Raw genomic sequence first — 21,671 nt, forward strand, 5'->3', positions numbered from 1 at the left:
AGCGATGCCGCCCGCGCTGGCGCCACGACCATCATTGCACTAACAATCAAATTGGACCCGTCCGTGGGGGCCGATCAACGGCACTTCCTCTTACGCCGGCGCCCGCGGCGCCCCGACGTTAGTCCCTATCTCTGGGTCAATGATTGTCCAACTTAGAGTGCAAGCATCATTCCTGCAATGATGAAGATCAGTGACAGGAAGGCGGCTGCGAGCAGGATTGGCAACAGCAGTTTCATCTGAGGGCGACGTGCGAAAACTCCGCGCCTGACGATAGGGCGCACGCGCGGCACGGCAATGCCGCTTGCTGATTGTCGCTTCAAAAAAGCGTCCTGGCCTATCGAGAAGCGCGGCCTCATGACACGTCGATAGCGCCGGGCTGCAAGGCCGGCCGCGGTCCGCGCCATGCCGTGTCTTCAGACCTTGAGGTCGGAGATGCCGGTGTCGATATGCGGCTCCCAGAAGGCCACGCTTTCGGCGATCTGCGGAATGACCTCGCGGTCGTTGGGCTCGCGCTCCTTGAACGAGAGCTCCAGGCAGATTTCATTGTCCTCGGCACCGCCCTCGGAGAAGGCTGCAAGCAGCGGCTCCGGCTGGATACGCCCCTTGGCGTTGAATTCGGCGGTGAAGGGCCGATGCCCGCCCTTGTCCATCAGCGACTGCTTTATGTGGATGATCGGGCTGACCTTCGGCACCGCGCGCGCCCAGGCATAGGGATCGTAATCATCCGGGTTCGAGGAGGTGACGTCGCCGTGGTCGATGTCGGCCATCATCCACATGGGGACGGCCATCCCGGCTGCCGAGAGGCGCTCCTGCAGGGCCATGCAGGAGGCGATCGTCTCGCCGAACTCCCGGCCGATGCTCATCGGTTCCCAGAAGATGTAGGAAAGCCCCGCACCCTTGGCATGCTCGGCGACCTCCGCCCAGCAGTCGATGGCGACTTGGATCAGTGCTTCGCGGCGGACGGGGTCGTCATAGTCGCGATAGGTGAAGATGGCGAACTGGGTGCCGACGGATGAACCGCCCAGGTCTGCGATGATATCCGCGAAGGTCTTGAACCAATCGACGTAATAGCGCCGCACCTCCCGGTCCGGATGGCCGAAATGGTTGAGCCGGCCATAGGGACCGGTCATTCCCGACGTCACCCGCACGCCGGTCCGCTCGAGCGCGCGGCCCATCTCGCGCGTCAATCTGCGGACGAGCGAAGAGGGCCAGGAAGGGTTGATGAATTCATGGGTGAGCTGCAGGTCCCGCACCCGCAGGGAGCGGGCGACCGTATCGATGAGATCGTCCGGCTCGGCAAAGCGGTTCACCAGCGGATTGGTGTTCAGGGAAAGGGTGAGTGGCATATCAGGCAGCCTCCCGCATCTCGGCGCTGAACCAATCGGCAAAGTCGGCCTGCTCGGCTTCGGAAAGGTGCAGGCGATGCTTGGTGCGCCGCCACAACACATCCTCCGGCGTCGTCGCCCACTCGGCCTCCACGAGGTAGCGCACCTCGGCCTCGTAGAGATCGCCGCCGAAATGGCGGCCGAGTCCCTCCAGCGACGTTGCACTGCCGACGATCTGCGACAGGCGGGTGCCGTAAAGCCGCGTGTAATGGTCGCGCAGGGAACGGGGCATCCAAGGGTACTCCGCCTTGATGCGCGCGCGGAAACTGTCGAAATCGGCATTCTCGATGTTCCCGCCGGGCAGCGGCGCGGCATGGGTCCAGTCCGCGCCCATCTGCGGAAAGAACCTTTGCAGCTTGCCGAGACCGCGCTCGGCCAACTCCCTGAAGGTGGTGATCTTGCCGCCAAAGACGTTCAGGAGCGGCGCGCCTTCCGTCTCGTCGAGGTCGAAGACATAGTCGCGCGTGACCGCTGAAGGATTGCCCTGGCCGTCGTCGAAGAGCGGCCTGACACCCGAGAAGGAGGTCAGAACATCTTCGGGGCGTAGCTTCTCCTTGAAGTAGCGGTTGACCGCCGCGAGCAGGTATTCGATCTCGCTTTCATCCGCGCTCACCTGCTCCGCCGCGCCCTCATAGGCGATGTCCGTCGTCCCGATCAGCGCCTTGTCGCCTTCATAGGGGTTGATGAAGATGACGCGCTTGTCGTGGTTCTGGACGAGATAGGCGTTCGCGCCCTCCCAGAACTTGGGCACGATGATATGACTGCCCTTGACCAGCCGCACATTGCGAGCCGAGTTCGCACCCGCGACCCGTTCTACCACATCCTTGACCCAGGGGCCGGCCGCATTGACGAGCACCTTGGCGCGGAATTCGCGGATTTCCCCGGTTCGCGTGTTCCGGGTGGTGACGGTCCAGGCGCCATCCTCCCGCCGCGCCGAGATGCAGGGCGTGCGGGTCAGCACCGTCGCGCCGCGTGCCGCCGCATCGACCGCGTTGAGCACGACGAGGCGGGCGTCGTCCACCCAGCAGTCGGAATATTCGAACGCGCGCGTATATCTGTCGAGGAGTGGTGCACCTTCCGGCGCGCGGCGCAGGTCGAGCGTGCGTGTGCCGGGAAGCTTTTTGCGTCCGCCCAGATGGTCATAGAGGAAGAGGCCCAGCCGCACGAGCCAGGCGGGCCTGTCCTCGGGCGAATGCGGCAGGACGAAACGCATGGGCCAGATGATGTGCGGCGCGGCGTTCATGAGGACCTCGCGCTCGATCAGCGCCTCGCGGACCAGCCGGAACTCGTAATATTCGAGGTAACGCAGGCCCCCATGGACCAGCTTGCCGGAGCGCGAGGACGTTCCTTCGCTCAGATCGTCCTTCTCGCACAGCACCACCGACAGCCCGCGGCCTGCGGCATCGCGTGCGATCCCGGCGCCGTTGATGCCGCCGCCGATGACGAAAAGGTCCACCATGTCTCGCTTGTTCATCCTAGCCTTTCTGCGTTCTGCTGGCCGCGTCGAGCGTCATTTGCGCCTGTTCTTCCTCCGCATCGGCGCCGAGCGAGGCGCGGTGCCCGGCGAGGCTGTCCCAGACGGGAGAGAGGGCCTGGCGCGCCGAGACATAAGCCGGGAAAAGCCTCTCATAGATCTGCGCCAGCTCCGGGTCGGGAGGCTCCGCCGGCCCGAGAAGCGGCTTCACCCATTCGGCGATGCAGGAATCCATGTCGGGATAGACCCCTATTGCGACCGCGGCCATCATGGCGCAGCCCGCCGCGCCGGCCTCCTCGCGCGCCGAGACGCGAACGGGTGCGGCGACGCAGGCCGACAGAACGGCGCGAAGCGAGGCGGAACGGGCGGCTCCGCCCGTCAGGCGCAGCTCGGCCGGTATCGGACCCATGGCGGCGTAGCAGTCGCGCGCGGCCATGCCGAGCCCCTCGACCACACCGCGCAGGAGGTCGGGAAAGCGGTGATGCGCCGAAAGGCCGATGAAGCCCGCCCGCGCGTCTGCGTTGACGAACGGACCCCGCTCGCCGGCCTCCGAAATGTAGGGATGATAGAGCAGGGCGCCGGGGGGCGAACGGCCCATCCAGCCTTCGATGCGCTCGACGAGATCCTTGTAGGAATGCTCGTGCCCGGTCTCGCTCATCAGGTCCGCGGCGACGCGCAGCACCCAGTCAATGTTGAGCGTTGCCGCCATATTCGTCTGCACCTGGGTGACGAGGTCCGGCACGGGCAGGCAGATGACGTAGCCGGTCCGCTCGTTATTAAGATGCACGGCACCGGCGCGGACGGCCCTCATGTGCACGCCCGTCGAACCGACGGTCGAGCAGGCGGCATTCTCGTCGCCCGTATGGACCCCGGCTCCGAGTGCGGTCATGACCATGTCCACATAGCCGAGGCAGACCGGCGTTCCGGCGCGGAGCCCTGTCGCTTCCGCCGCACGTTCGGTCAGCGGATGCGTCGTTTGCGTGCCTTCAATGATCTCCGGCAGAAGGCCGCGGCGCTTCGTCAGGCCGAGCGCGTCGATCACCGCATCGTCATAGGTGCGGGTGCGGAAATTACCGAAGGTGAAGGAGGCTTCGGAAGGGTCCGTCGCGCGAACGCCGGTCAGGTTCAGATAGAGCCAGTCCTTGCAGTGGAGCGCGACCTCCGCCCGGTCGAGAAGCCCGGGCACGGTGGCATCCATATGGGCCATCTGCGCGCCTTGCTGGCACGTGTTGAGGCCAGTGCCCGTCGCCGCGAACCGCACCCGGTCGGCCTCAGCATCAGCGGCAAGGCGGCGCACGGCCGGGGCGGCGCGCGCGTCGAGCCAGAGCCAGGCATCGCCGACAGGCCGGTTTCCTTCGCCCACCAGCCAGGTCCCGTCGCCCTGGCCAGTGACGGCGATGGCGGCAGTGCGACTGGCAAGGGACTCGACCTTCTCGCCAAGCTTGCGCAGCGCGGCGGCGCAGTCCGTCCAGGTCTGATCGAGCGACTGGCAGGCAGAGCCGTCCGGCGCCGTCCGGTAATGGTTGAGAACCGACGCATCGGCGATCTGCCGGCCACGCAGGTCGAAGGCCACCGCCTTGATGACCGAGGTCCCCGCGTCAATGCCGATCAGAATATCCGGCTCAGCCATTCAAGCACGCTCCAGCACACGAGGTCGGGCCGGCCGCTGGAGGGGCGGACGCCGTGTGGAAAAATTCCTCGTCAATTCAGCCTCCCTGGGCCGCAGCATCCGCCGGTCGGCGTCTGCATCGCGCAGAGCGCCCGTTCATTCGATGCCGACACGACCGCATAACAAGCTATGTTAGAAACCTAGGCCATATCACATAAAACACTCAATGAAATCACACAAGAGCCGCGGCTATGAGATATGGGCTGAATGGGATCTCCGGTCGCGTCCGAAGCCGCGCATCTGTCATGGTTTCGTCGCGCGCACCACTTCGGAGCTTGAGACAAACTGTCGCCACAAAGCGGCGTAGATTGCCCGGAAAGCAAGGGTTAGCAGTGGTTTCGCTGTGGCCGGGGGGCATGTATTCCACTCGGGCGCGACGGGGGTATCCCATGAGCAGGGGCGCGGAAATTCGCGACCATCTGCATTTCGGCATTGACAGCGCTCCTGAAATCTAACACTATCCTCACACAAGATATCACATACTTAACATTTGCATGTGTGGATCACCTCGTTTCATCGGCCGGTGCCGACCCGCGGCAGAGGAAAGACCCGTGGGCATTTTGGGAATGAGGTGTGTGTGTGGGAGGAGTTGAGAAGATGATCTCATCATTTCACAGGCTGTCCAGATTTGTACGCCGAGATCTCCGGACGCCGGCGGCGCGTCGGTTGTTCCGTTCTTGACGCCTCCGGGCGGCAGGTCGGCGCCGCCCCATTCTCCCAAGTCGAAAACAGGTCGATAGAAGCGTTTTCCCATGAGTACTCAAACCGACATCACGCAACCGCCGCGCCGCAACAGCTTCAGCATGAAAGCGGTTCTCGGCGTAGTGGCCGTCGTTGTCCTGGTGGGCGCCATGGCCCTGGACACCAAGGTGGTGGTCATTGGCTCGGAGGAAGATGCGCGGGCAGCAAGCTTCTCGCCGGAGCGCTTCGGCGAGGAGATGTTCCCGCAGGTCCGGGAGAGCGTTTTGAGCCGCGCCGTCGACGCGCCGACGCTGGCGGCAGCCGTTGCCGAGGACGCAGCCGCCGCTGGTGAGCAGTATGGCGTCGGTGACGGGATCGGCCCTGTGGTCCCGGTGCGATTCACCGGGGTGGCGGGCGAGGAGCGCGCCGGCGTCTACACGGTGGCCGTTGAAGGCGTTCCCGAAGAGACGACGATCCGCGTCCAGACCGGCCCGGCGATCAACGGAACGGATCTGCGCGACGCCACGGGCACGATCTCCTTCGGGCAGTTCACGAACCAGATCGAGTACCAGAACGCCGGTGCCGGCATAAACAATGAGATGAAGCGTCAGGTCCTGGCCGACATCGACACGGAAAACCTCAGCGGCAAGACCATCACCGTCACCGGCGTCTTCAAGCTGATCAACCCGAAGAACTGGCTCGTCACGCCGGTCGAGATGACTGTCCAATGACGCTGCACGACATGAACGGTGTCCGCGAGAAGGAGTCCTCGGTCGTTCTCTCGGCGCGCAACATTGCCAAGTCCTTCGGCAACATTCACGCCCTCAAGGGCGTGAATTTCGACGTCCATCGGGGCGAGGTCACCACGCTCTTCGGTGAAAACGGGGCCGGAAAATCCACGCTGATGAAGATCCTGTCCGGCGTCATCCAGCCGAGCTCGGGGGAGATCGTGCTGGAAGGGCGGCCGGTCACCTTCCACTCCTCGTCGGAAGCGCGCGACCTGGGCATATCGATCATTCACCAGGAGCTCAGCCTCGCGCCCAACATGAACGTTCGCGACAATATCTTCATGGGGCGCGAGATCATGGGGCCGGGCGGCGTCGACTACGCGGAGGAGGAAAAGCAGACCCGGGCGCTGATGCGTGAACTGGAGGAAGATATCGATCCGCTGACCCTGGTCGAGGATCTGCGGCTCGGTCAGCAGCAGCTCGTCGAGATCGCCCGCGCCCTGTCCGTCAACGCGCGCATCCTCATCATGGACGAGCCCACTTCGGCGCTGAGCGCCTCGGAGGTGGAGGTTCTCTTCAAGGTCGTGCACGACCTCAAGAGCCGCGGTGTTTCCATCGTCTACATCTCGCACCATCTCGAGGAGGCGCTGCAGATCACCGACCACGCGGTGGTGCTGCGCGACGGGGTGATGACGGCGAGCGCGCCGCGCAGCGAGATCAACCTGGAATGGATCGTCCGAAATATGGTCGGAGAGAACTTCGACCTGGGTTCGCCGCCGGAGGGACACAGGATCGGCGAGGTCGCCCTGTCGATCCGCGACCTGACCGTTCCCGATACGGCGCGCAAGGGCCGCAACGTTGTCGACGGCGTATCGCTGGACGTTCGCGCGGGCGAGATCGTTTGCATCTACGGGCTGATGGGTGCGGGACGGACCGAGATGCTGGAATGCGTCGCCGGGCGCCTCGCCAATGCTTCCGGCATGGTGAGCCTCCTCGGCCACGACGTTTCGTCGCTTTCCATCGCCGAGCGAATTGAGGAGGGCCTCGTGCTCGTCCCCGAGGACCGGCAGAGGGACGGTCTCGTCCAGACGATGACGGTCGGCAAGAACCTTTCGCTGGCCAGCATCGGCGCGTTCACCCGCAATTCGATCATTTCGCGGCGCCGTGAGCGGTCCCTCGTCGAGCGCGCAATCAAGAACGTGACCATCAAGACCTCCGGCGGCGAGGCCGAGATCGGATCGCTATCGGGGGGCAACCAGCAAAAGGTCGTCATCGGAAAGATGCTGGCCACCAACCCGAAGGTCGTCCTGCTGGACGAGCCGAGCCGTGGCATCGACATCGGCGCCAAGGCCGAGGTTTTCCGCCTGCTCGCCGAAGGCGCGCGGCGGGGCCTGGCCGTCATCTACTCCACCTCCGAGGTCGGCGAGTGCCTGAGCATCGCCCACCGGATCGTCGTCATGCGGCGGGGCCGGATCTCGGCGGAATTTTCGAGCGACGTGTCGAAAGAAGAAATCATGGCAGCCTCCGGCGAGGCCGTGAACGCCATATAAGAACGCTTACCGGAGTCACCCTATGAGCGACACCACCACAGCCGCGAACCAGGCCAGGGCCGGCATCAAGAGCGCCGATTTCGATATCGTGAAGCTGCTCCTGGAAGGGCGGGCCTTTTTCGCGCTGATCGCGATCATCATCACCTTCTCGATGCTCTCGCCGGTCTATTTCTCGGTGAACAACTTCCTCATCATGTCGTCGCACGTGGCTATCTTCGGCCTCCTGGCGCTCGGCATGCTTCTGGTCATCCTCACCGGCGGCATCGATCTGTCGGTCGGCTCGACGCTGGCGCTCGCCGGGGTGGTCGCCGGCTTTCTGATGCAGGGCGTGAGCCTGGAGATGTTCGGCGTCATTCTGTATCCGCCGGTCTGGGTCGTGGTGATCCTGACCTGTGCGGTGGGCGCCTTCGTGGGGCTGATCAACGGTGTCCTGGTCGCCTTCTTCAAGGTTCCCGCCTTCGTCGCCACGCTCGGCCTCCTGTATGTGGCGCGCGGCGTCGCGCTTTTGATGACCAACGGCCTCACCTACAACAATCTGGGCGGACGTCCCGAACTCGGCAACACCGGTTTCGAATGGCTCGGCTTCAACCGGCTTCTCGGTGTGCCGATCGGCGTCGTCGTGCTGGTCGCCGTTGCTGTTCTCTGCAGTCTGCTGCTCAACCGCAGCGCGCTTGGACGCTGGATCTATTCCACGGGCGGCAACGAGCGCGCGGCCGAATTGTCCGGCGTGCCGGTAAAGCGTGTGAAGGTGACCGTCTACGTGCTCTCCGGCATCTGTTCGGCGATCGCCGGGCTGGTCCTGAGCTCGCAGTTGACCTCCGCCGGCCCGACGGCGGGCACCACTTACGAACTGACGGCCATTGCCGCCGTGGTGATCGGCGGCGCGGCGCTGACCGGCGGCCGCGGCACCGTGCGAGGCACGCTCTTGGGCGCCTTCGTCATCGGCTTCCTCTCCGACGGCCTCGTCATCATCGGCGTGTCTTCCTATTGGCAGACCGTTTTCACGGGTGCGGTCATCGTTCTGGCCGTGCTTCTGAATTCCATCCAGTACCGGGGCCGCCGCCGGGCGGCCGCCGCAACCTCTTCTCCGCAAACCGGGAAAGCTTCCGAGTAATCCGCTTGCGGAAAGTCCGGCCGGGCGACCGGCTTTCCAACAACCCAAAGGGAGTGAAACACCATGCTTACCAGAAGAGCGACCCTGCTGTTCGGCGCCGTCCTCGCGGCTACCCCGCTCATGTCGATGAGCGCCTGGGCGCAGGATCAGGGGCTGATCTCGATCATCGTCAACGATCCGTCCAACCCGTACTGGTTCACCGAGGGCGAGGTCGCCAGAAAAACCGCCGAAGAGCTCGGCTATAAGGCGAATGTGAGTGCGCACAAGGGCGACACGAACACCGAGAGCAACCTGATCGACACCGCCATCACCAATCAGGCCAAGGCCATCATCCTCGATCCGGCCAATGCCGACGGTTCGGTCGGCGCCGTGCGCAAGGCGGTCGATGCCGGCATCCCGGTCTTCCTGGTGAACGCCGAGATCAACCAGAGCGGGCTGGCAACCGCTCAGCTCGTCTCCAACAACGCACAAGGGGCGGCCCTCGGTGCCCAGCAGTGGGTCCAGGCCGTCGGCGACGAGGCGAAGTATGTGGAGTTCTTCGGCAATCCGGCCGACAACAACGCCGCCACCCGTTCGAACGGCTACGAGACGGTGCTGAGCCAGTATCCGGGGCTCGAGAAGGTCGCCGAGGAAGTGGCCAACTGGGACCGCACCCAGGGCTACAACAAGATGCAGTCGATCATTCAGGCCAATCCGAACATCGATGCCGTGATCAGCGGCAACGACGAGATGGCTCTCGGCGCCATCGCAGCGCTCAAGGAAGCGAATATGCTCGACGATGTCATCGTCGGCGGCTTCGACGGATCGCCCGACGCGGTCGAGGCCATCAAGGCCGGTGAAATGGCCTATTCGGTCCTGCAGCCGGTGGCCGTCTTCGCCGAGGAGGCCGTGCGCCAGGCCGACTACTACATCAAGAACGGCGAGCCGATGGTCGCGGAAGAGAAGCAGCTCTTCGACTGTGTCCTGATCACGCCCGACAACGTCGACCAGTACACCGGGCCGTTCGTTCTCGAAGGCATGAGCAACTGAGCAGTTGATGCCCTGTTCCCGGCGGGCTTTACAGGCCCGCCGGGACGGCCTGAGAGCAGCTTGACCCCTATCCCGTTTGGGGATCAATTCAGGTTGGGCAGTTCGTTTGTTCCGCCCCTGATCCATTCGACCGCGCAGTGCCTGATGAACGACAGTAATGCACTCCCCGCAATGGACCGGCTGATGGCCGAGGAAGTGCCGAGTGACTCCCGGCAAGCCCGCCAGTTGGCCCGCCGCCAGATGATCGCCGAGACGGTCATGGCCGAGGGATCCATGCGGATCGAGGACCTGACGGAGCGCTTCGGCATCAGCCTGATGACGGCGCACCGGGACCTGGACGATCTCGTCGATCGCGGTCTGTTGCGCAAGACGCGTGGCATCGTGTCCGCCGCGCCGACGAGCCTGGTCGAAGCGAGCGACGTTTATCGCTCCGTCCGCCAGTCGGCCGAAAAGGCGGCCATCGCCGAGGCGGCCTTTCAGTTCATCGAGCCGGGCCAGGCGATCTTCATGGACGATTCCACGTCCGTGCTCCAGATGGCCAAGCTGGTGCCGGAGAAGGTTCCGCTGACGATCATCACCAATTCTCTGACGCTCATGAACGAGCTGAAGGGGATTCGCGACCTGTCTCTTCTCGGGCTCGGTGGCCAGTTTCACAACTGGTGCAACGCCTTCATCGGCCGCATGACCACGAACGAGATCTCGCGCCTCAGGGCGGACACGCTCTTTCTGTCCATGGCCGCAATCACCGACGACATGGTCTTCCACCAGTCGCCGGAGATGGTCGACACCAAGCGGGCGATGTTCGATGCATCGGCAAAGCGCATCCTGCTTGCCGATCACTCCAAGTTCGAGCGCCGCGCGCTTTACGGCATGGTCTCCCTGAGCGAGTTCGATGTCGTCATCGTCGACGACAGGACGCCCGAGCGGCATCTCGACAGGATGCGGGCCAACGGGATCAACGTGGTGGTGGCGCCCGTCACGTAGATCTGCGCCTATCGGTCCGGTCCTCTCCGTGCTGCGGCGCGAGGTCAGGGCCGTTTCCTGAAACTATCCGGCAAAGGAGTGGGGCGATGCCCAGCCTGTTGGGATTGGACAGCGGCCTGACCGTCACCAAGGCCGTTCTTTTCGACAGCGACGGGACGGAGATCGCCGTAGCCCGGCGGCGGGTGCCGCAGCATATCCCGCGTCCGCGCCACGTCGAGCGCGACATGGACGGCCTCTGGTCGGCCGCCGCCGAGGCGATCGCCGCTGCGATCGCGCAAAGCGGACGGCCGGCAAGCGACATCGCCGCCGTCGCCGCCACCGCGCATGGCGACGGCATCTACCTGCTCGACGCGGATCGGAAGCCCCTGGGCGCAGGGATCCTCTCCCTCGACAGCCGGGCGGAAGGCCTTGTCGCCGATTGGTCCAGGACAGATCTGTTCGGCCGTGCGCTGAAGCTCACCGGCCAGACCCCGCACGCCGCGGCACCCTCCGCACTGCTCGCCTGGATCGCCCGGGAGGAGCCGGAGCGTTTCGGAAGGATCGCGCATATCCTGGCCTGCAAGGACTGGCTGCGCTTCTGCCTGACCGGCACCATCGGCACCGACCGCACCGAGGCCAGCACCGCCTTCACCAGGCTTGCGACGCAGGACTATACGACGGACGCGCTGGAACTCTTCGGTCTCGAGGCACTCGCCGCCGCCCTGCCTGCCATCGACCCGCCAGCGGCGGTCGTCGGCCGTGTCACCGAAGCGGCCGCACGGCAGACCGGCCTCGTCGCGGGAACGCCCGTCGCGGCCGGGCTGCACGACGTCACGGCCTCCGCGCTGGGGATCGGCGGACATCGCCCGGGCGTCGTGGACGTGGTGGCCGGCACCTATTCGATAAACGAGATCGTGTCCGACCGGCCCCGTACGGATCCGCGCTGGTTCTGCCGCAGCGGCATCGAGCCCGGCACCTGGAACAGCATGTCGATTTCACCGGCCTCGACCACCAATTACGACTGGTTCCTGGAAACGCTCTGCCGGGCGGAGGCCGGCGCCGCCGACAGCTCCATCCACGAAAGGCTCGCACCGGAAATCAGCCAAGCCCTGAAGCGCCGCTCGACGCTGCTCTTTCACCCCTTCCTTTTCGGTTCTCCCCATGGGGCGAATGCCAGCGGGGCCTTCCTCGGGATGCACGGCTGGCACGACCGCGGCGACCTGCTGCGGGCAGTGCTGGAGGGGATCGCCTTCAACCACCGCTATCATGTCGATGCGCTGCGGGACGGCTTCCCGTTCGAGGCGGCGCGCCTGACGGGCGGTGTGTCGCGTAGCCCGGATTTCGCACAAATGATGGCCGACGTTCTCGGCGTGCCGGTTTCCACGAGCCGGACCGGCGAAGCTGCCGCATGGGGTGCTGCGCTGTGCGCCGGTGCCGCCGTGGGCCTCTTCAAGACACCCTTCGACGATCCGCGCGATCTGGATGCGCTGAGCCGGACCTATTCCCCCGACACGGACCGCCACGCAGACTACAACCGGCGCTACGCCGTCTTCGCCGAGGCCGTCGAGGCGCTGCGTCCGGTGTGGCGGAAGCTTGAAGCGCTCGGATCGGAGACCAAGGCTTGACGCGCGGGACGGACAAGGCCTTCGACGTCGTCATCCTGGGCGGCGGCGTCAATGGCGCGGGATTGTTCCGCGATCTGTGCGAGCAGGGCGTCGACTGTCTGCTGATCGACAAGAACGACTTCGGCTCCGGCACGAGCGCTGCACCCTCGCGCCTTATCCATGGCGGCCTCAAATATCTGGAGACGGGCGAGTTCGGGCTGGTCGCGCAGTCGACGCTCGAGCGCAATCTTCTGCTGCGCAACGCGCCGCATCTGGTGCGCCCGCTGCCAACGGTCATCCCCATCTTCTCCTGGACGAAGGGGATCGGGGCTGCACTCAGAACCTTCTTCGGCGCCAAGAGCGCACCGCGCAGCCGCGGTGTCGTTCTCGTTAAGATCGGCCTGGCGCTTTACGATTTCTACGGCAGCCGCAATAAGGTGATGCCGCGCCACAGCCTCTGGCGCCGGCAGGCGGCACTCAAGAATCTGCCGGCGCTGACCCCGCGGATCGTGGCGGCCGGCAAATACTACGATGCCAAGGTGACCGCGCCGGAGCGCCTCGTCTGGGAGCTGATCCGCGACGGCTTGGCGGCCAATCCGGAGTCGGAAGCGCGAAACGCCACGAGCCTCAGGGGCCAGCGGGATGGAATCCTCGCCTTCGAAGCGACCGACGGAACGGCCTTCACCGTCCGGGCCGCCCTTGTCGTCAATGCGGCCGGCCCCTGGATCGATCGCGTCAACCGCCTTCTGGGCATTCCCGGCAAGCTCATCGGCGGGACCAAGGGTTCCCACATCGTCCTCGATCACGCGGAGCTTGCCCGCCAGCTCGATGGCCGGATGATCTATTTCGAGGCGGATGACGGGCGCATCTGTCTGGTCTACGAATATCTCGGCCGTGTGCTGGTCGGCTCGACCGATATTCCGGCTGACGATCCCGACGATGTCCGATGCGAGGACGACGAGGTCGACTATTTCCTCGACAGCCTGCGCGGGCTTCTGCCGGGGCTCGAGTTCGACCGCGCTCAGATCGTCTATGCCTATAGCGGCATCCGCCCACTGCCGGCCTCGGACAGCACCGCACCCGGGCTGATCAGCCGCGACCACTCCGCGCCCGTTGCCGAGCCGGAGGCCGGGCGCCCCTTTCCCGTCATCTCGCTGGTCGGTGGCAAATGGACGACGTTCCGGGGTTTCGCCGAGGAGGTGGCCGATACCGTCCTGGAGCGGCTCGGGCGCACGCGCCGGGTCTCGACGCGGGAATTGCCCATCGGCGGCGGCCGCGATTATCCCTTGGATGAACCCGCTCGCAGACGCTGGATCACCGACCTTGCCGGTGAAACCGGCTTACCTGAGGAACGCGTGCGCACGCTTCTGGAGCGCTACGGCACCACCGCCGCGGCGATCCTGCGCGAGGAGGCAGCGCTCCCCGAGTCGCGCTTCCTCGACGACGTGCCAGATATCAGCCATGCCGAGATCGCCTGGATCGCGCGAAACGAGGCGGTCGTCCATCTCGGCGACATCGTCTTCCGCCGCACCACGCTTGCGGTGACGGGGCGCCTGACCGCGTGCGATCTCGACGCGATCGCGCGGATCGCCGGCGCCGTGCTCGGCTGGTCGGAGGAGCGCCGGCAGGCGGAGCTTGATGAGACGCTCGACACGTTGCGCCGACGCAACCTGGCGCCGCTGTAGGCCGGGATGGGTTTAGGCGGAATCGTCGGGGTGTGCCTTCACCCTCGCCCTTCGACAAGCTCATGGTTCGACAGGCTCACCATGAGGGCGAAGGCAGACCTGCGTGACCGCCAGCTTTGCGGTCGAAGGGTTGAGCGTTTAAGTGAGCCCTCATGGTGAGCCTGTCCAACCACGAGGGCGACTGCCATGCGCGGCCCACTATGGGCGCGGCCTTCCACGCCGTCTCCAACACGCTCGGATCAGGCGTTCTGGTGATACTTGGCGTCCAGCGCGTCGATTGCCTTCACGTTGTCGGCCGAGCGGCCGTTGGGATCGAAGGTGGAGGCGAGGTAGGCGTCGGCGATGGACTTGGCGAGTTCCGTCCCGATGACGCGCGCGCCCATCGTGATGACCTGCGCGTTGTTGGAAAGGGCCGCGCGTTCGGCCGAATAGGTGTCGTGCGTCTGGGCCGCGCGGATGCCGGGCACCTTGTTGGCCGACAGGCACACGCCGATCCCCGTGCCGCAGCACAGGATGGCGCGGTCATAGGTGCCGTCGAGTACCCCCTGACACACGCGGTCCGAGAGGTTGGCATAGTACTCGCTGTCGCCCGAAGGCGGCGTGCTCACCTCGAAAACCTCGAACCCGTCCTTGCCGGACAGATGCTCCGCAAGCGCCTTGGCGAGCGGGGCACCGGCGCTGTCTCCTGCGACTGCAATCTTCATTGAGCCATCCTTTCCTTACATAACACGGGCACAACGCTCCAGAATGTCGAGATATCCCTCGGCATTCCAGGCAGCGCGCCCGATGAAAAGCCCGTCGATATGCGGGCGGGCGATCAGTTCGCTGCAGTTTTCGGCGTTCACGCCGCCGCCGTAGAGGCACGGCAGGCGCCGCCCGACAATGGCCTGCGCCACCTCGAGGATGAGCGCGTGGCGCCTGTCGGCATAGTCGGGCGAGGCGGGAGTGCCGTTTTCGCCGATGGCCCAGACCGGCTCGTAGGCCAGGAGAATGGGCCTGGTCTTCTGCGCCTCGTCGAGACGGCCCAGGGCCGCCTCGACCTGCGCCGTGAGCACCGTGTCGGCACGGCCCGCGGCCTTGTCCTCGGCGGTCTCGCCGATGCAGATGAGCGGGATCAGTCCGTGGCGTACGGCAGCCTCCGTCTTCAGCCCCACCGTCTCGTCCGTCTCGCCGAAATGCGCACGCCGTTCGGAATGGCCGAGTTCCACCATGTCGAGGCCGCAGTCCGTCAGCATACCGGCGGAGATTTCGCCGGTCCAGGCGCCGGCCTCGGCCCAATGCATGTTCTGCGCGCCGACCTTGACGTCGGTCCCGGAAAGCGCTGCCTTGACCTCGCGCACGGCTGTGAAGGGCGGAATGACGAAGCGCTGGATGCGCGCATCGCCCCCGGCCCGGCCGAGTCCCTCGGCGAACGCCATCGCCTCGGGCAGTGTCTTGGTCATTTTCCAGCTTGTGCCGATCCAAGCCTGCGGCGCATCCGCCATGCCTACTCCTCTTCCGCGAAATAAAGCCTGATTCCCTGGTCCATCAGCGCCCTGGCCTTCGCCTCGGGCAGGGCCCGGCTCGTCACCACCCCGTCGAAGACGTCCAGAGTGGTCATGAGATGCAGCGCAGTACGTTCGAACTTTCCGTGGTCGACCATAAGAAAGCGCCGTGCCGACGAAGCGATCATGCGGCGCTTGATCTCGAGGACCTCCTGGTCCTGGTGGAACACCGTCTGCCCGTGGATGGCGGAGCTGGACAGAAGCACGATGTCGGCGCGCAGGTTCTCGAGCGCGGCAAGCGCAAGCACTCCGAAAAAGCCGTTGAACTTGCGCGAATAGGTGCCGCCGACGGTGATCAGCTCGATCCCGGACACCCCTGACAAGCCCTCGATGATCGCAAGGTTGTTCGTGATGACCGAAAGCGGCCGCTTGTTGACGAGAAAGGGTACGAGGTTCTGGGACGTCGAGCCGTCGTCGATCATCACGCTCATGCCCGGCTCGACAAACTCAGCCGCGCGCCGCGCGATCTGCCGTTTTTCCTCGGCCGCCTGGCGGGCGCGGTAGCGGAAGTCGCTTTCGAACTGGCCGCTCGCCTCGATGGTCGCGCCGCCGCGCACCTTGCGCAACAGGCCTTCCTTCTCGAGCTCGTCGAGGTCGCGGTGAATGGTCATCTTGGAGACGCGGAAGCGCTGGGAAAGCTCCTCCAACGAGGCCGAACCCACCTCGACGAGCATCTCGACGATGTCGTGCTGACGATCTTCCGGCTTCATCTGGTGCGCCTTTCCGTTCTCCGAAAGTATAACACCGTCTGCGTGACATGCAACGCGAATTATGTGATTTTGAGATTTAACATTGTGGTTTTTATCATAAGTCGCTAAACGTCACGCCGAGTCCGGTGAGATATCTGGAGTGGGAGACCTGCACATGAACCAACATAGCCGCGCGCTGGCGCGGGCCGGCGGCAACGCCGCTCAGTTCGCGCTCGCCAACTGCATCCGCACGCTGTCGATCGATGCCGTCGAGGCCGCCCAATCCGGGCATCCGGGCGCGCCGATGGGGCTGGCGGAAGCCGCGACCGTTCTTTGGACCAGGCACCTCAAATTCGACGCCTCCCGCCCCGACTGGCCGGACCGCGACCGTTTCGTGCTTTCGAACGGTCACGGCTCGATGCTGCTTTACAGCCTGCTTTATCTTACCGGCTTTCAGGACATGCCGCTCGACGAACTCAAGCGTTTTCGCCAGTGGGGCGCCAGGACGGCCGGTCATCCCGAGTACGGCCATGCCGCGGGTGTGGACATCACCACCGGGCCGCTGGGGCAGGGGCTTGCCGGTGCCGTCGGCATGGCAATCGCCGAGCGTTCGCTCGCGGCCTCCTTCGGCAGTGAGATAGTCGATCACCGCACCTGGGTCATCTGCGGCGACGGCTGTCTCATGGAAGGCATCAGCCAGGAGGCGATCAGTCTCGCCGGCCATCTCAAGCTCGGCAAGCTGACGGTGCTCTACGACGACAACGCGATCTCGATCGACGGCGACACGGCGAAGGCTTTCTCGGAAGACACGCGGGGACGCTTCGAGGCGGCGGGCTGGCAGGTTCTCGCCTGCGACGGGCACGACGTCGAGGAGATCGACCGCGCGATCGAGCAGGCGAAGGCCGAGACCGCCCGCCCGACGCTGATCGCCATGAAGACGGTGATCGGCCTCGGCGCCCCCAACAAGGCCGGCACGGCCTCCGTGCACGGGGCGCCGCTGGGCGCGGAGGAGCGGACGCTCGCACGCCAGGCGCTCGGCCTTTCCGCCGGCGATTTCGAAATCCCGGACGAACTCCTGTCGACCTGGCGGGAGGCCGGCCGCCGTGGCGCGGCGGCACGGGCCGCCTGGGAAGAGCGGCTCGCCGCGCTCGATACCGGCCGGCGTACCGAATTCGAGCGCAGGCTGAAAGGTGAAATGCCCGAAGGGTTCGACGCGGCCATTGCTGCGGCCAAGGCCCGCCTCTACGCCGAGCCGCAGAAGATGGCGACACGCAAGGCCAGCCAGATGGCGCTGGAAACGCTTGCCGAAATCTGCCCGGAACTCATAGGCGGGTCTGCCGACTTGACGGGCTCCAACCTCACGCGTGTTTCAGCGATGAGCGATTTCCAGGCCGGCACGCCCGAGGGCCGCTACATCTCCTACGGCGTACGGGAATTCGGCATGGCCGCCGCCATGAACGGCATGAGCGTGCACGGCGGCATCATTCCCTATGGCGGGACATTCCTCGTCTTCTCCGACTATGCCCGCAACGCGATACGGCTTTCCGCGCTGATGGAGGTGGGCACCGTCTTCGTCATGACCCACGACAGCATCGGGCTCGGCGAAGACGGTCCGACCCATCAGCCGGTCGAGCACCTGGCGAGCCTGCGCGCCATGCCCAACCTCAACGTCTTCCGGCCGGCCGACGCGGTGGAGACGCTCGAGTGCTGGGAACTCGCGGTGCGCAATCGCAAAACGCCGTCCCTGCTCGCCCTCTCGCGCCAGGGGGTGCCGCAACTGCGCAGCGATGGTGCTGAAAACCTTTGTGCCCGCGGCGCCTATGTCCTTGAGGAGACCGAGGGCGCCCGCGATGTGACCATCCTCGCCACGGGAACGGAAGTCGCGCTGGCGGTCGAGGCGGCACGCACGCTCGGCACGCAAGGCATTCGGGCGGCGGTTGTCTCCATGCCCTGCTGGGAGCTGTTCGACGCGCAGCCGGCCGAATACCGCGCGCGTGTTCTCGGCCTGGCACCGCGTATCGCGGTGGAGGCGGCGAGCAGGTTTGGCTGGACCCGCTATGTCGCATCGGAAGCGGACGTGATCGGGCTCGACCACTTCGGCGCGTCCGCCCCGGCCGACGTCCTCTACGAGAAGTTCGGCATCACCGCCGATGCCGTCGTCAGGCGGGCGCTCGCGCTGGTGGAGGGTTGACGCCGATGGCCCGTGCCGCGGCTCTTGAACTGGCCGGCGACCGATCCGTTTCCGCGCCGTCACTTTCGCGGTTTCTCTCCGAATGGGCGGGCGCGGATGGCGGCCGCTGCGCGCTTGCCGGCCTCGTCTCGACCATCGCCGAGGCGGCCGTGCCGCTCGCCCTGCGCCTGGCCTTGGCGCGGCTTCCAGGCGATCCTGCAGCACCGGTGGCGAAGAACGACAGCGGGGACATCCAGAAGGCGCTCGACCTCGGCGCGCATACGTACATCCTCGATGCCCTGCGCAAGGCATCGGTCGCCCGAGTGGTTTCGGAGGAGGCAGGCGCGCCGATCCTGCTGAATGAGGCAGGCCTCTTGGACGTCGCCATCGATCCGATCGACGGCTCGGGCAGCATCGGCACCGGGGCGCCGCTTGGTCTGCTGTTTGCCGTCTTTCCGAAAGGGGAGAGCTTTCTCCGGTCGGGCCGCGATACCCTCGCCGCCGGCTACGTGGCTTTCGGACACAGTGTCGATCTCGGCTTCAGCATGGGTGATGGCGTGTTCCTTGCAACTCTCGATCCCCGGGACGGCCAATTCCGGGTTGCCGGCCGCGCACCGGCCCTTCCCGAAAAGACCCGGACGATCGCTTTCAATGCGTCGAACTACCGCCACTTCCCGCCCGGCTTGCGCCGCTATATCGACGACTGTCTCGCCGGCCGCCAAGGGCTGCGCGGCGCGGACGTCAACATGCGTTGGATCGCGGCGGCGGTCGGAGACCTCCACCGCATTCTGTTGCGAGGCGGTGTATTCCTGTATCCGGCCGATCATCGCCCGGGATACGAAAAGGGACATCTGCGCCTCCTCTATGAGGCCTTTCCGATCGCCTTCCTGATCGAGCAGGCGGGTGGCGCCGCGACGGACGGGTACGGTCCCATTCTCGCCCGGACGCCTGCCGATATCCACGAAAAGACCGCGCTCGTCTTCGGCTCCGCGGCCGAGGTCGCAACTGTCCAAAGCTACCTGAACGCCTAAGGAGGAATGCCAATGGCCCGCATCACCCTGCGCCAGCTTCTCGACCATGCCGCCGAAAACGACTACGGCGTGCCGGCTTTCAACATCAGCAACATGGAACAGGGGCTCGCCATAATGGCCGCCGCCGACAAGACGGGTGCCCCGGTGATCCTGCAGATGAGCCGCGGCGCGCGCGCCTATGCCAACGACATCGTCCTGTCGCGGCTCATCGACGGGCTGGTCGAGCTTTATCCCCACATCCCGGTCTGCGTACATCTCGACCACGGCAACAACCTGGCCACCTGCGTGACGGCGATCCAGCACGGCTTCACATCCGTCATGATGGACGGCTCGCTCCTGGAAGACGGCAAGACGCCTGCCGACTACGCGTACAATGCCGGCATCACGGCCCGCGTCGTGGAGGTCGCTCACGCGGCGGGCGTATCCGTCGAGGGCGAGTTGGGCGTTCTGGGCTCGCTCGAGACCGGCATGGGAGACCAGGAAGACGGCCACGGCGCGACCGGAAAGCTCTCCCACGACCAGCTTCTCACGGATCCCGAGGAGGCGGAGCGCTTCGTTACCGACACGGGCGTCGACGCCCTCGCCGTCGCCATGGGTACGAGCCACGGCGCCTACAAGTTCAGCCGCAAGCCCGACGGCGACGTGCTTGCCATGAACGTGATCGAGGAGATCCACAGGCGGCTGCCCAACACGCATCTCGTCATGCACGGATCCTCGTCGGTGCCGCAGGAACTCTGCGAGATCATCAATGCCCATGGCGGCGAGATAAAGCCCACCTGGGGCGTGCCGATGGAGGAGATCAAGCGCGGCATTCGCCATGGTGTGCGCAAGATCAACATCGACACCGACATCCGCCTGGCCATCACCGCCGCCATCCGTCGTACCCTCGCAGAGGCGCCCGGAGAATTCGACCCGCGCAAGTATCTGGCACCGGCCAGGGACGCGGTAACGGCCTTGTGCATGGAAAAATTCGAGGGCTTCGGGACCGCCGGCCAGGCCGAAAAGATCAGAGCGGTCCCACTGCGCGAAATGGCGAAGCGATAGGGAACGCATTTCATTCGAAGCCGTTCGATCCCGCGCGGAGACGAGGAGCAGCGGCGATGACGAAGCGGTTTGCGGTTCGCGAAACGGGCGACGACCGGTGGAAGGTGGTCTACACCTCCACCGGAACCGTCGTCACGCTGGAGGGAAGCCCTCTCGATGATCTCGACAGGCACAGGGCCGAAGAGTGCGCGGGGCTCCTCGAAGCCGGCGAGCTTGTGCCGGACCCTTCCGAGGGCCCCTGAAAGGTCACCGCCAGGGCGGCATGGGCGCGCCTACCCTGTGAACCCGAAGAGCTCGGCGGGATTGTCGACGAGTACCCGACGGTGGTGTGCCTCCGGCACCCAGTCGAGCACGGTGTCGAGAAGGGCCCCGTCGTCCGGATAGTCCTCGGTGCGCTTGATGAGGTTGTGCGGCCAGTTCGTGCCCCAGATGACGCGCTCGGGCGCATGCGCCGCAATGTGGCGGGCAACTTCCGCGATATCGTCGTAATCCGGTGGGCCCGCACGCGAGGATTCGTAGCATCCGGCGAACTTGAACCAGCAACTGCCGCCGTCGATCAGCCGCTTCAGTGCCTCGACCTCTGGTGAGGCCGGAGTGGCCCCGCCCGACAGGAACTTGCCGTGGTGGTCGATGATGAAGCGGCTTCGCAGCCGCTCGAGCCGCGGCGCAAGTTCCGGAAGCATGTTGCCGTCGAACTGGACGGCGATGCACCAGCCGAAGGCGTGTGCCCGCGCATCGACCGCTTCCAGCGCTTCCAGCCCGACCGCACCGCCCGGCAAGTCCATGATGCGTGCGCCGCGCACGCCTGCCGCGTGCAGCGCCTCCATATCGCTGTCGGTCGTCTCTCCCGTAATGGCGGCGACGCCGCGCGCGACGGGCCCCATTTCGCGGAGGCAGGCCAGGAGATTGGCATTATCCGCCTGATGCGCGTTGCCCTGCGTAATCACCACGCGCTCGATACCGAGCCACGCCATCACGCGCCGGTAGTCGTCCGGTCCCGGCAGCCCGTCGGGCAGCGCCGGCGCCCCGGGCTTGGCGGGAAAGCCCGGCAGATACATGTGCATCTGCGTGTCCGTCGCACCGGCCGGCATGGGTATTTTGGGCTTTTCGCCCGAAAATTTCCGCTCGATCACGCGTCGGCCTCTTTTAGCGCGAACTCTTCCAATGCCGCCCGCTCGATCTCGATGCCCAGCCCCGGCCCGTCGGGAATGCGCACGACGCCGTTCTCATGCTCTGATCCACCCCCATTGAACGGGTCCACCTTGAAGTATGGTTTTGACCATGAAGGAGGACCACAATGGCAAACAAGCG

General features: G+C 65.4%; 20 protein-coding genes. 11 read left to right on the top strand and 9 right to left on the bottom strand.

All coding sequences use genetic code 11. From position 1 onward, the window contains the following. Window positions 1-152: 152 nt before the first annotated feature. The 4 genes from NYR58_RS18740 to NYR58_RS18755 are packed head-to-tail and all read right to left on the bottom strand — an operon-like array spanning window position 153 to window position 4,489. Window positions 153-404, bottom strand: a complete 252-nt coding sequence (locus NYR58_RS18740; RefSeq protein WP_261522676.1) for a hypothetical protein — start codon at window positions 402-404, stop codon at window positions 153-155. Window positions 405-413: 9 nt separating this feature from the next. After that, window positions 414-1,346 (bottom strand): sugar phosphate isomerase/epimerase family protein, encoded by a 933-nt coding sequence (locus tag NYR58_RS18745; protein ID WP_261522677.1) that lies wholly within the window; start codon window positions 1,344-1,346, stop codon window positions 414-416. A 1-nt stretch (window position 1,347) separates the two neighbouring features. Beyond that, window positions 1,348-2,859 (bottom strand): glycerol-3-phosphate dehydrogenase, encoded by a 1,512-nt coding sequence (locus NYR58_RS18750; RefSeq protein WP_261522678.1) that lies wholly within the window; start codon window positions 2,857-2,859, stop codon window positions 1,348-1,350. 1 nt (window position 2,860) lies between these two features. After that, the gene (locus tag NYR58_RS18755) at window positions 2,861-4,489 is read right to left on the bottom strand and encodes an FGGY-family carbohydrate kinase (protein WP_261522679.1); all 1,629 of its coding nucleotides are present in this window, start codon (window positions 4,487-4,489) and stop codon (window positions 2,861-2,863) included. 791 nt (window positions 4,490-5,280) lie between these two features. Here NYR58_RS18755 and NYR58_RS18760 point away from each other — a divergent pair. The 7 genes from NYR58_RS18760 (at window position 5,281) to NYR58_RS18790 (ending at window position 13,882) form a co-directional block, all read left to right on the top strand. Next, entirely contained in the window at window positions 5,281-5,940 is a 660-nt protein-coding gene (locus tag NYR58_RS18760) for a DUF2291 family protein (protein ID WP_261522680.1), read from the top strand. Between the two features lie 11 nt (window positions 5,941-5,951). Continuing rightward, on the top strand, window positions 5,952-7,487 hold the full coding sequence (locus tag NYR58_RS18765) for a sugar ABC transporter ATP-binding protein (RefSeq protein ID WP_261522694.1): 1,536 nt from the start codon (window positions 5,952-5,954) through the stop codon (window positions 7,485-7,487). 22 nt (window positions 7,488-7,509) lie between these two features. After that, on the top strand, window positions 7,510-8,601 hold the full coding sequence (locus NYR58_RS18770; protein ID WP_261522681.1) for an ABC transporter permease: 1,092 nt from the start codon (window positions 7,510-7,512) through the stop codon (window positions 8,599-8,601). Window positions 8,602-8,664: 63 nt separating this feature from the next. Continuing rightward, window positions 8,665-9,630, top strand: coding sequence for a D-ribose ABC transporter substrate-binding protein (locus NYR58_RS18775; protein ID WP_261522682.1), 966 nt, complete (start codon window positions 8,665-8,667; stop codon window positions 9,628-9,630). Window positions 9,631-9,774: 144 nt separating this feature from the next. After that, a complete protein-coding gene (locus NYR58_RS18780) occupies window positions 9,775-10,614 on the top strand; it encodes a DeoR/GlpR family DNA-binding transcription regulator (protein WP_261522683.1) in 840 nt (279 codons plus the stop codon). 86 nt (window positions 10,615-10,700) lie between these two features. Next, the gene (locus tag NYR58_RS18785; protein ID WP_261522684.1) at window positions 10,701-12,218 is read left to right on the top strand and encodes an FGGY-family carbohydrate kinase; all 1,518 of its coding nucleotides are present in this window, start codon (window positions 10,701-10,703) and stop codon (window positions 12,216-12,218) included. Further along, window positions 12,215-13,882: a glycerol-3-phosphate dehydrogenase/oxidase gene (locus tag NYR58_RS18790; RefSeq protein WP_261522685.1), complete on the top strand. Its 1,668-nt coding sequence runs from the start codon at window positions 12,215-12,217 to the stop codon at window positions 13,880-13,882. The genes NYR58_RS18785 and NYR58_RS18790 overlap by 4 nt, the downstream gene beginning before the upstream one ends. Before the next feature lie 239 nt (window positions 13,883-14,121). On the opposite strand, the gene derI is transcribed toward NYR58_RS18790, so the two are convergent. From derI to NYR58_RS18805, 3 genes are read right to left on the bottom strand one after another with little or no spacing between them, the layout of a single operon-like run. Further along, window positions 14,122-14,586 carry a D-erythrulose-4-phosphate isomerase gene (derI, locus tag NYR58_RS18795; RefSeq protein WP_261522686.1) on the bottom strand — a complete coding sequence of 155 codons (465 nt, stop codon included), beginning with the start codon at window positions 14,584-14,586 and terminating at the stop codon, window positions 14,122-14,124. A gap of 15 nt (window positions 14,587-14,601) precedes the next feature. Further along, window positions 14,602-15,366: a triose-phosphate isomerase gene (locus NYR58_RS18800; RefSeq protein WP_261522687.1), complete on the bottom strand. Its 765-nt coding sequence runs from the start codon at window positions 15,364-15,366 to the stop codon at window positions 14,602-14,604. A 2-nt stretch (window positions 15,367-15,368) separates the two neighbouring features. Next, complete coding sequence (locus NYR58_RS18805) at window positions 15,369-16,136, bottom strand: DeoR/GlpR family DNA-binding transcription regulator (protein WP_261522688.1); 768 nt, start codon at window positions 16,134-16,136, stop codon at window positions 15,369-15,371. Window positions 16,137-16,290: 154 nt separating this feature from the next. On the opposite strand from NYR58_RS18805, the gene tkt reads away from it, so the two are divergent. Genes tkt through NYR58_RS18825 form a run of 4 tightly spaced genes read left to right on the top strand, consistent with a single transcriptional unit; the run spans window position 16,291 to window position 20,602 of the window. Continuing rightward, on the top strand, window positions 16,291-18,306 hold the full coding sequence (tkt, locus tag NYR58_RS18810; protein WP_261522689.1) for a transketolase: 2,016 nt from the start codon (window positions 16,291-16,293) through the stop codon (window positions 18,304-18,306). Window positions 18,307-18,311: 5 nt separating this feature from the next. Next, on the top strand, window positions 18,312-19,316 hold the full coding sequence (locus NYR58_RS18815) for a class 1 fructose-bisphosphatase (protein ID WP_261522690.1): 1,005 nt from the start codon (window positions 18,312-18,314) through the stop codon (window positions 19,314-19,316). A 12-nt stretch (window positions 19,317-19,328) separates the two neighbouring features. Beyond that, window positions 19,329-20,360, top strand: a complete 1,032-nt coding sequence (fba, locus tag NYR58_RS18820; protein WP_261522691.1) for a class II fructose-bisphosphate aldolase — start codon at window positions 19,329-19,331, stop codon at window positions 20,358-20,360. 56 nt (window positions 20,361-20,416) lie between these two features. Next, on the top strand, window positions 20,417-20,602 hold the full coding sequence (locus tag NYR58_RS18825) for a hypothetical protein (RefSeq protein ID WP_261522692.1): 186 nt from the start codon (window positions 20,417-20,419) through the stop codon (window positions 20,600-20,602). A gap of 30 nt (window positions 20,603-20,632) precedes the next feature. Here the strand turns inward: NYR58_RS18825 and NYR58_RS18830 are convergent, their stop codons facing one another. Together NYR58_RS18830 and NYR58_RS18835 are read right to left on the bottom strand one after the other, a co-directional pair. Continuing rightward, on the bottom strand, window positions 20,633-21,493 hold the full coding sequence (locus NYR58_RS18830) for an amidohydrolase family protein (RefSeq protein ID WP_315903352.1): 861 nt from the start codon (window positions 21,491-21,493) through the stop codon (window positions 20,633-20,635). Continuing rightward, window positions 21,490-21,671 (bottom strand): hypothetical protein (locus NYR58_RS18835; RefSeq protein WP_261522693.1); only part of this gene is annotated, 182 nt, incomplete at its 5' end. The genes NYR58_RS18830 and NYR58_RS18835, both read right to left, overlap by 4 nt.

The sequence above is a fragment of the Chelativorans intermedius genome (genome assembly GCF_025398255.1).
Classification (GTDB): Bacteria; Pseudomonadota; Alphaproteobacteria; order Rhizobiales; family Rhizobiaceae; genus Chelativorans; species Chelativorans intermedius.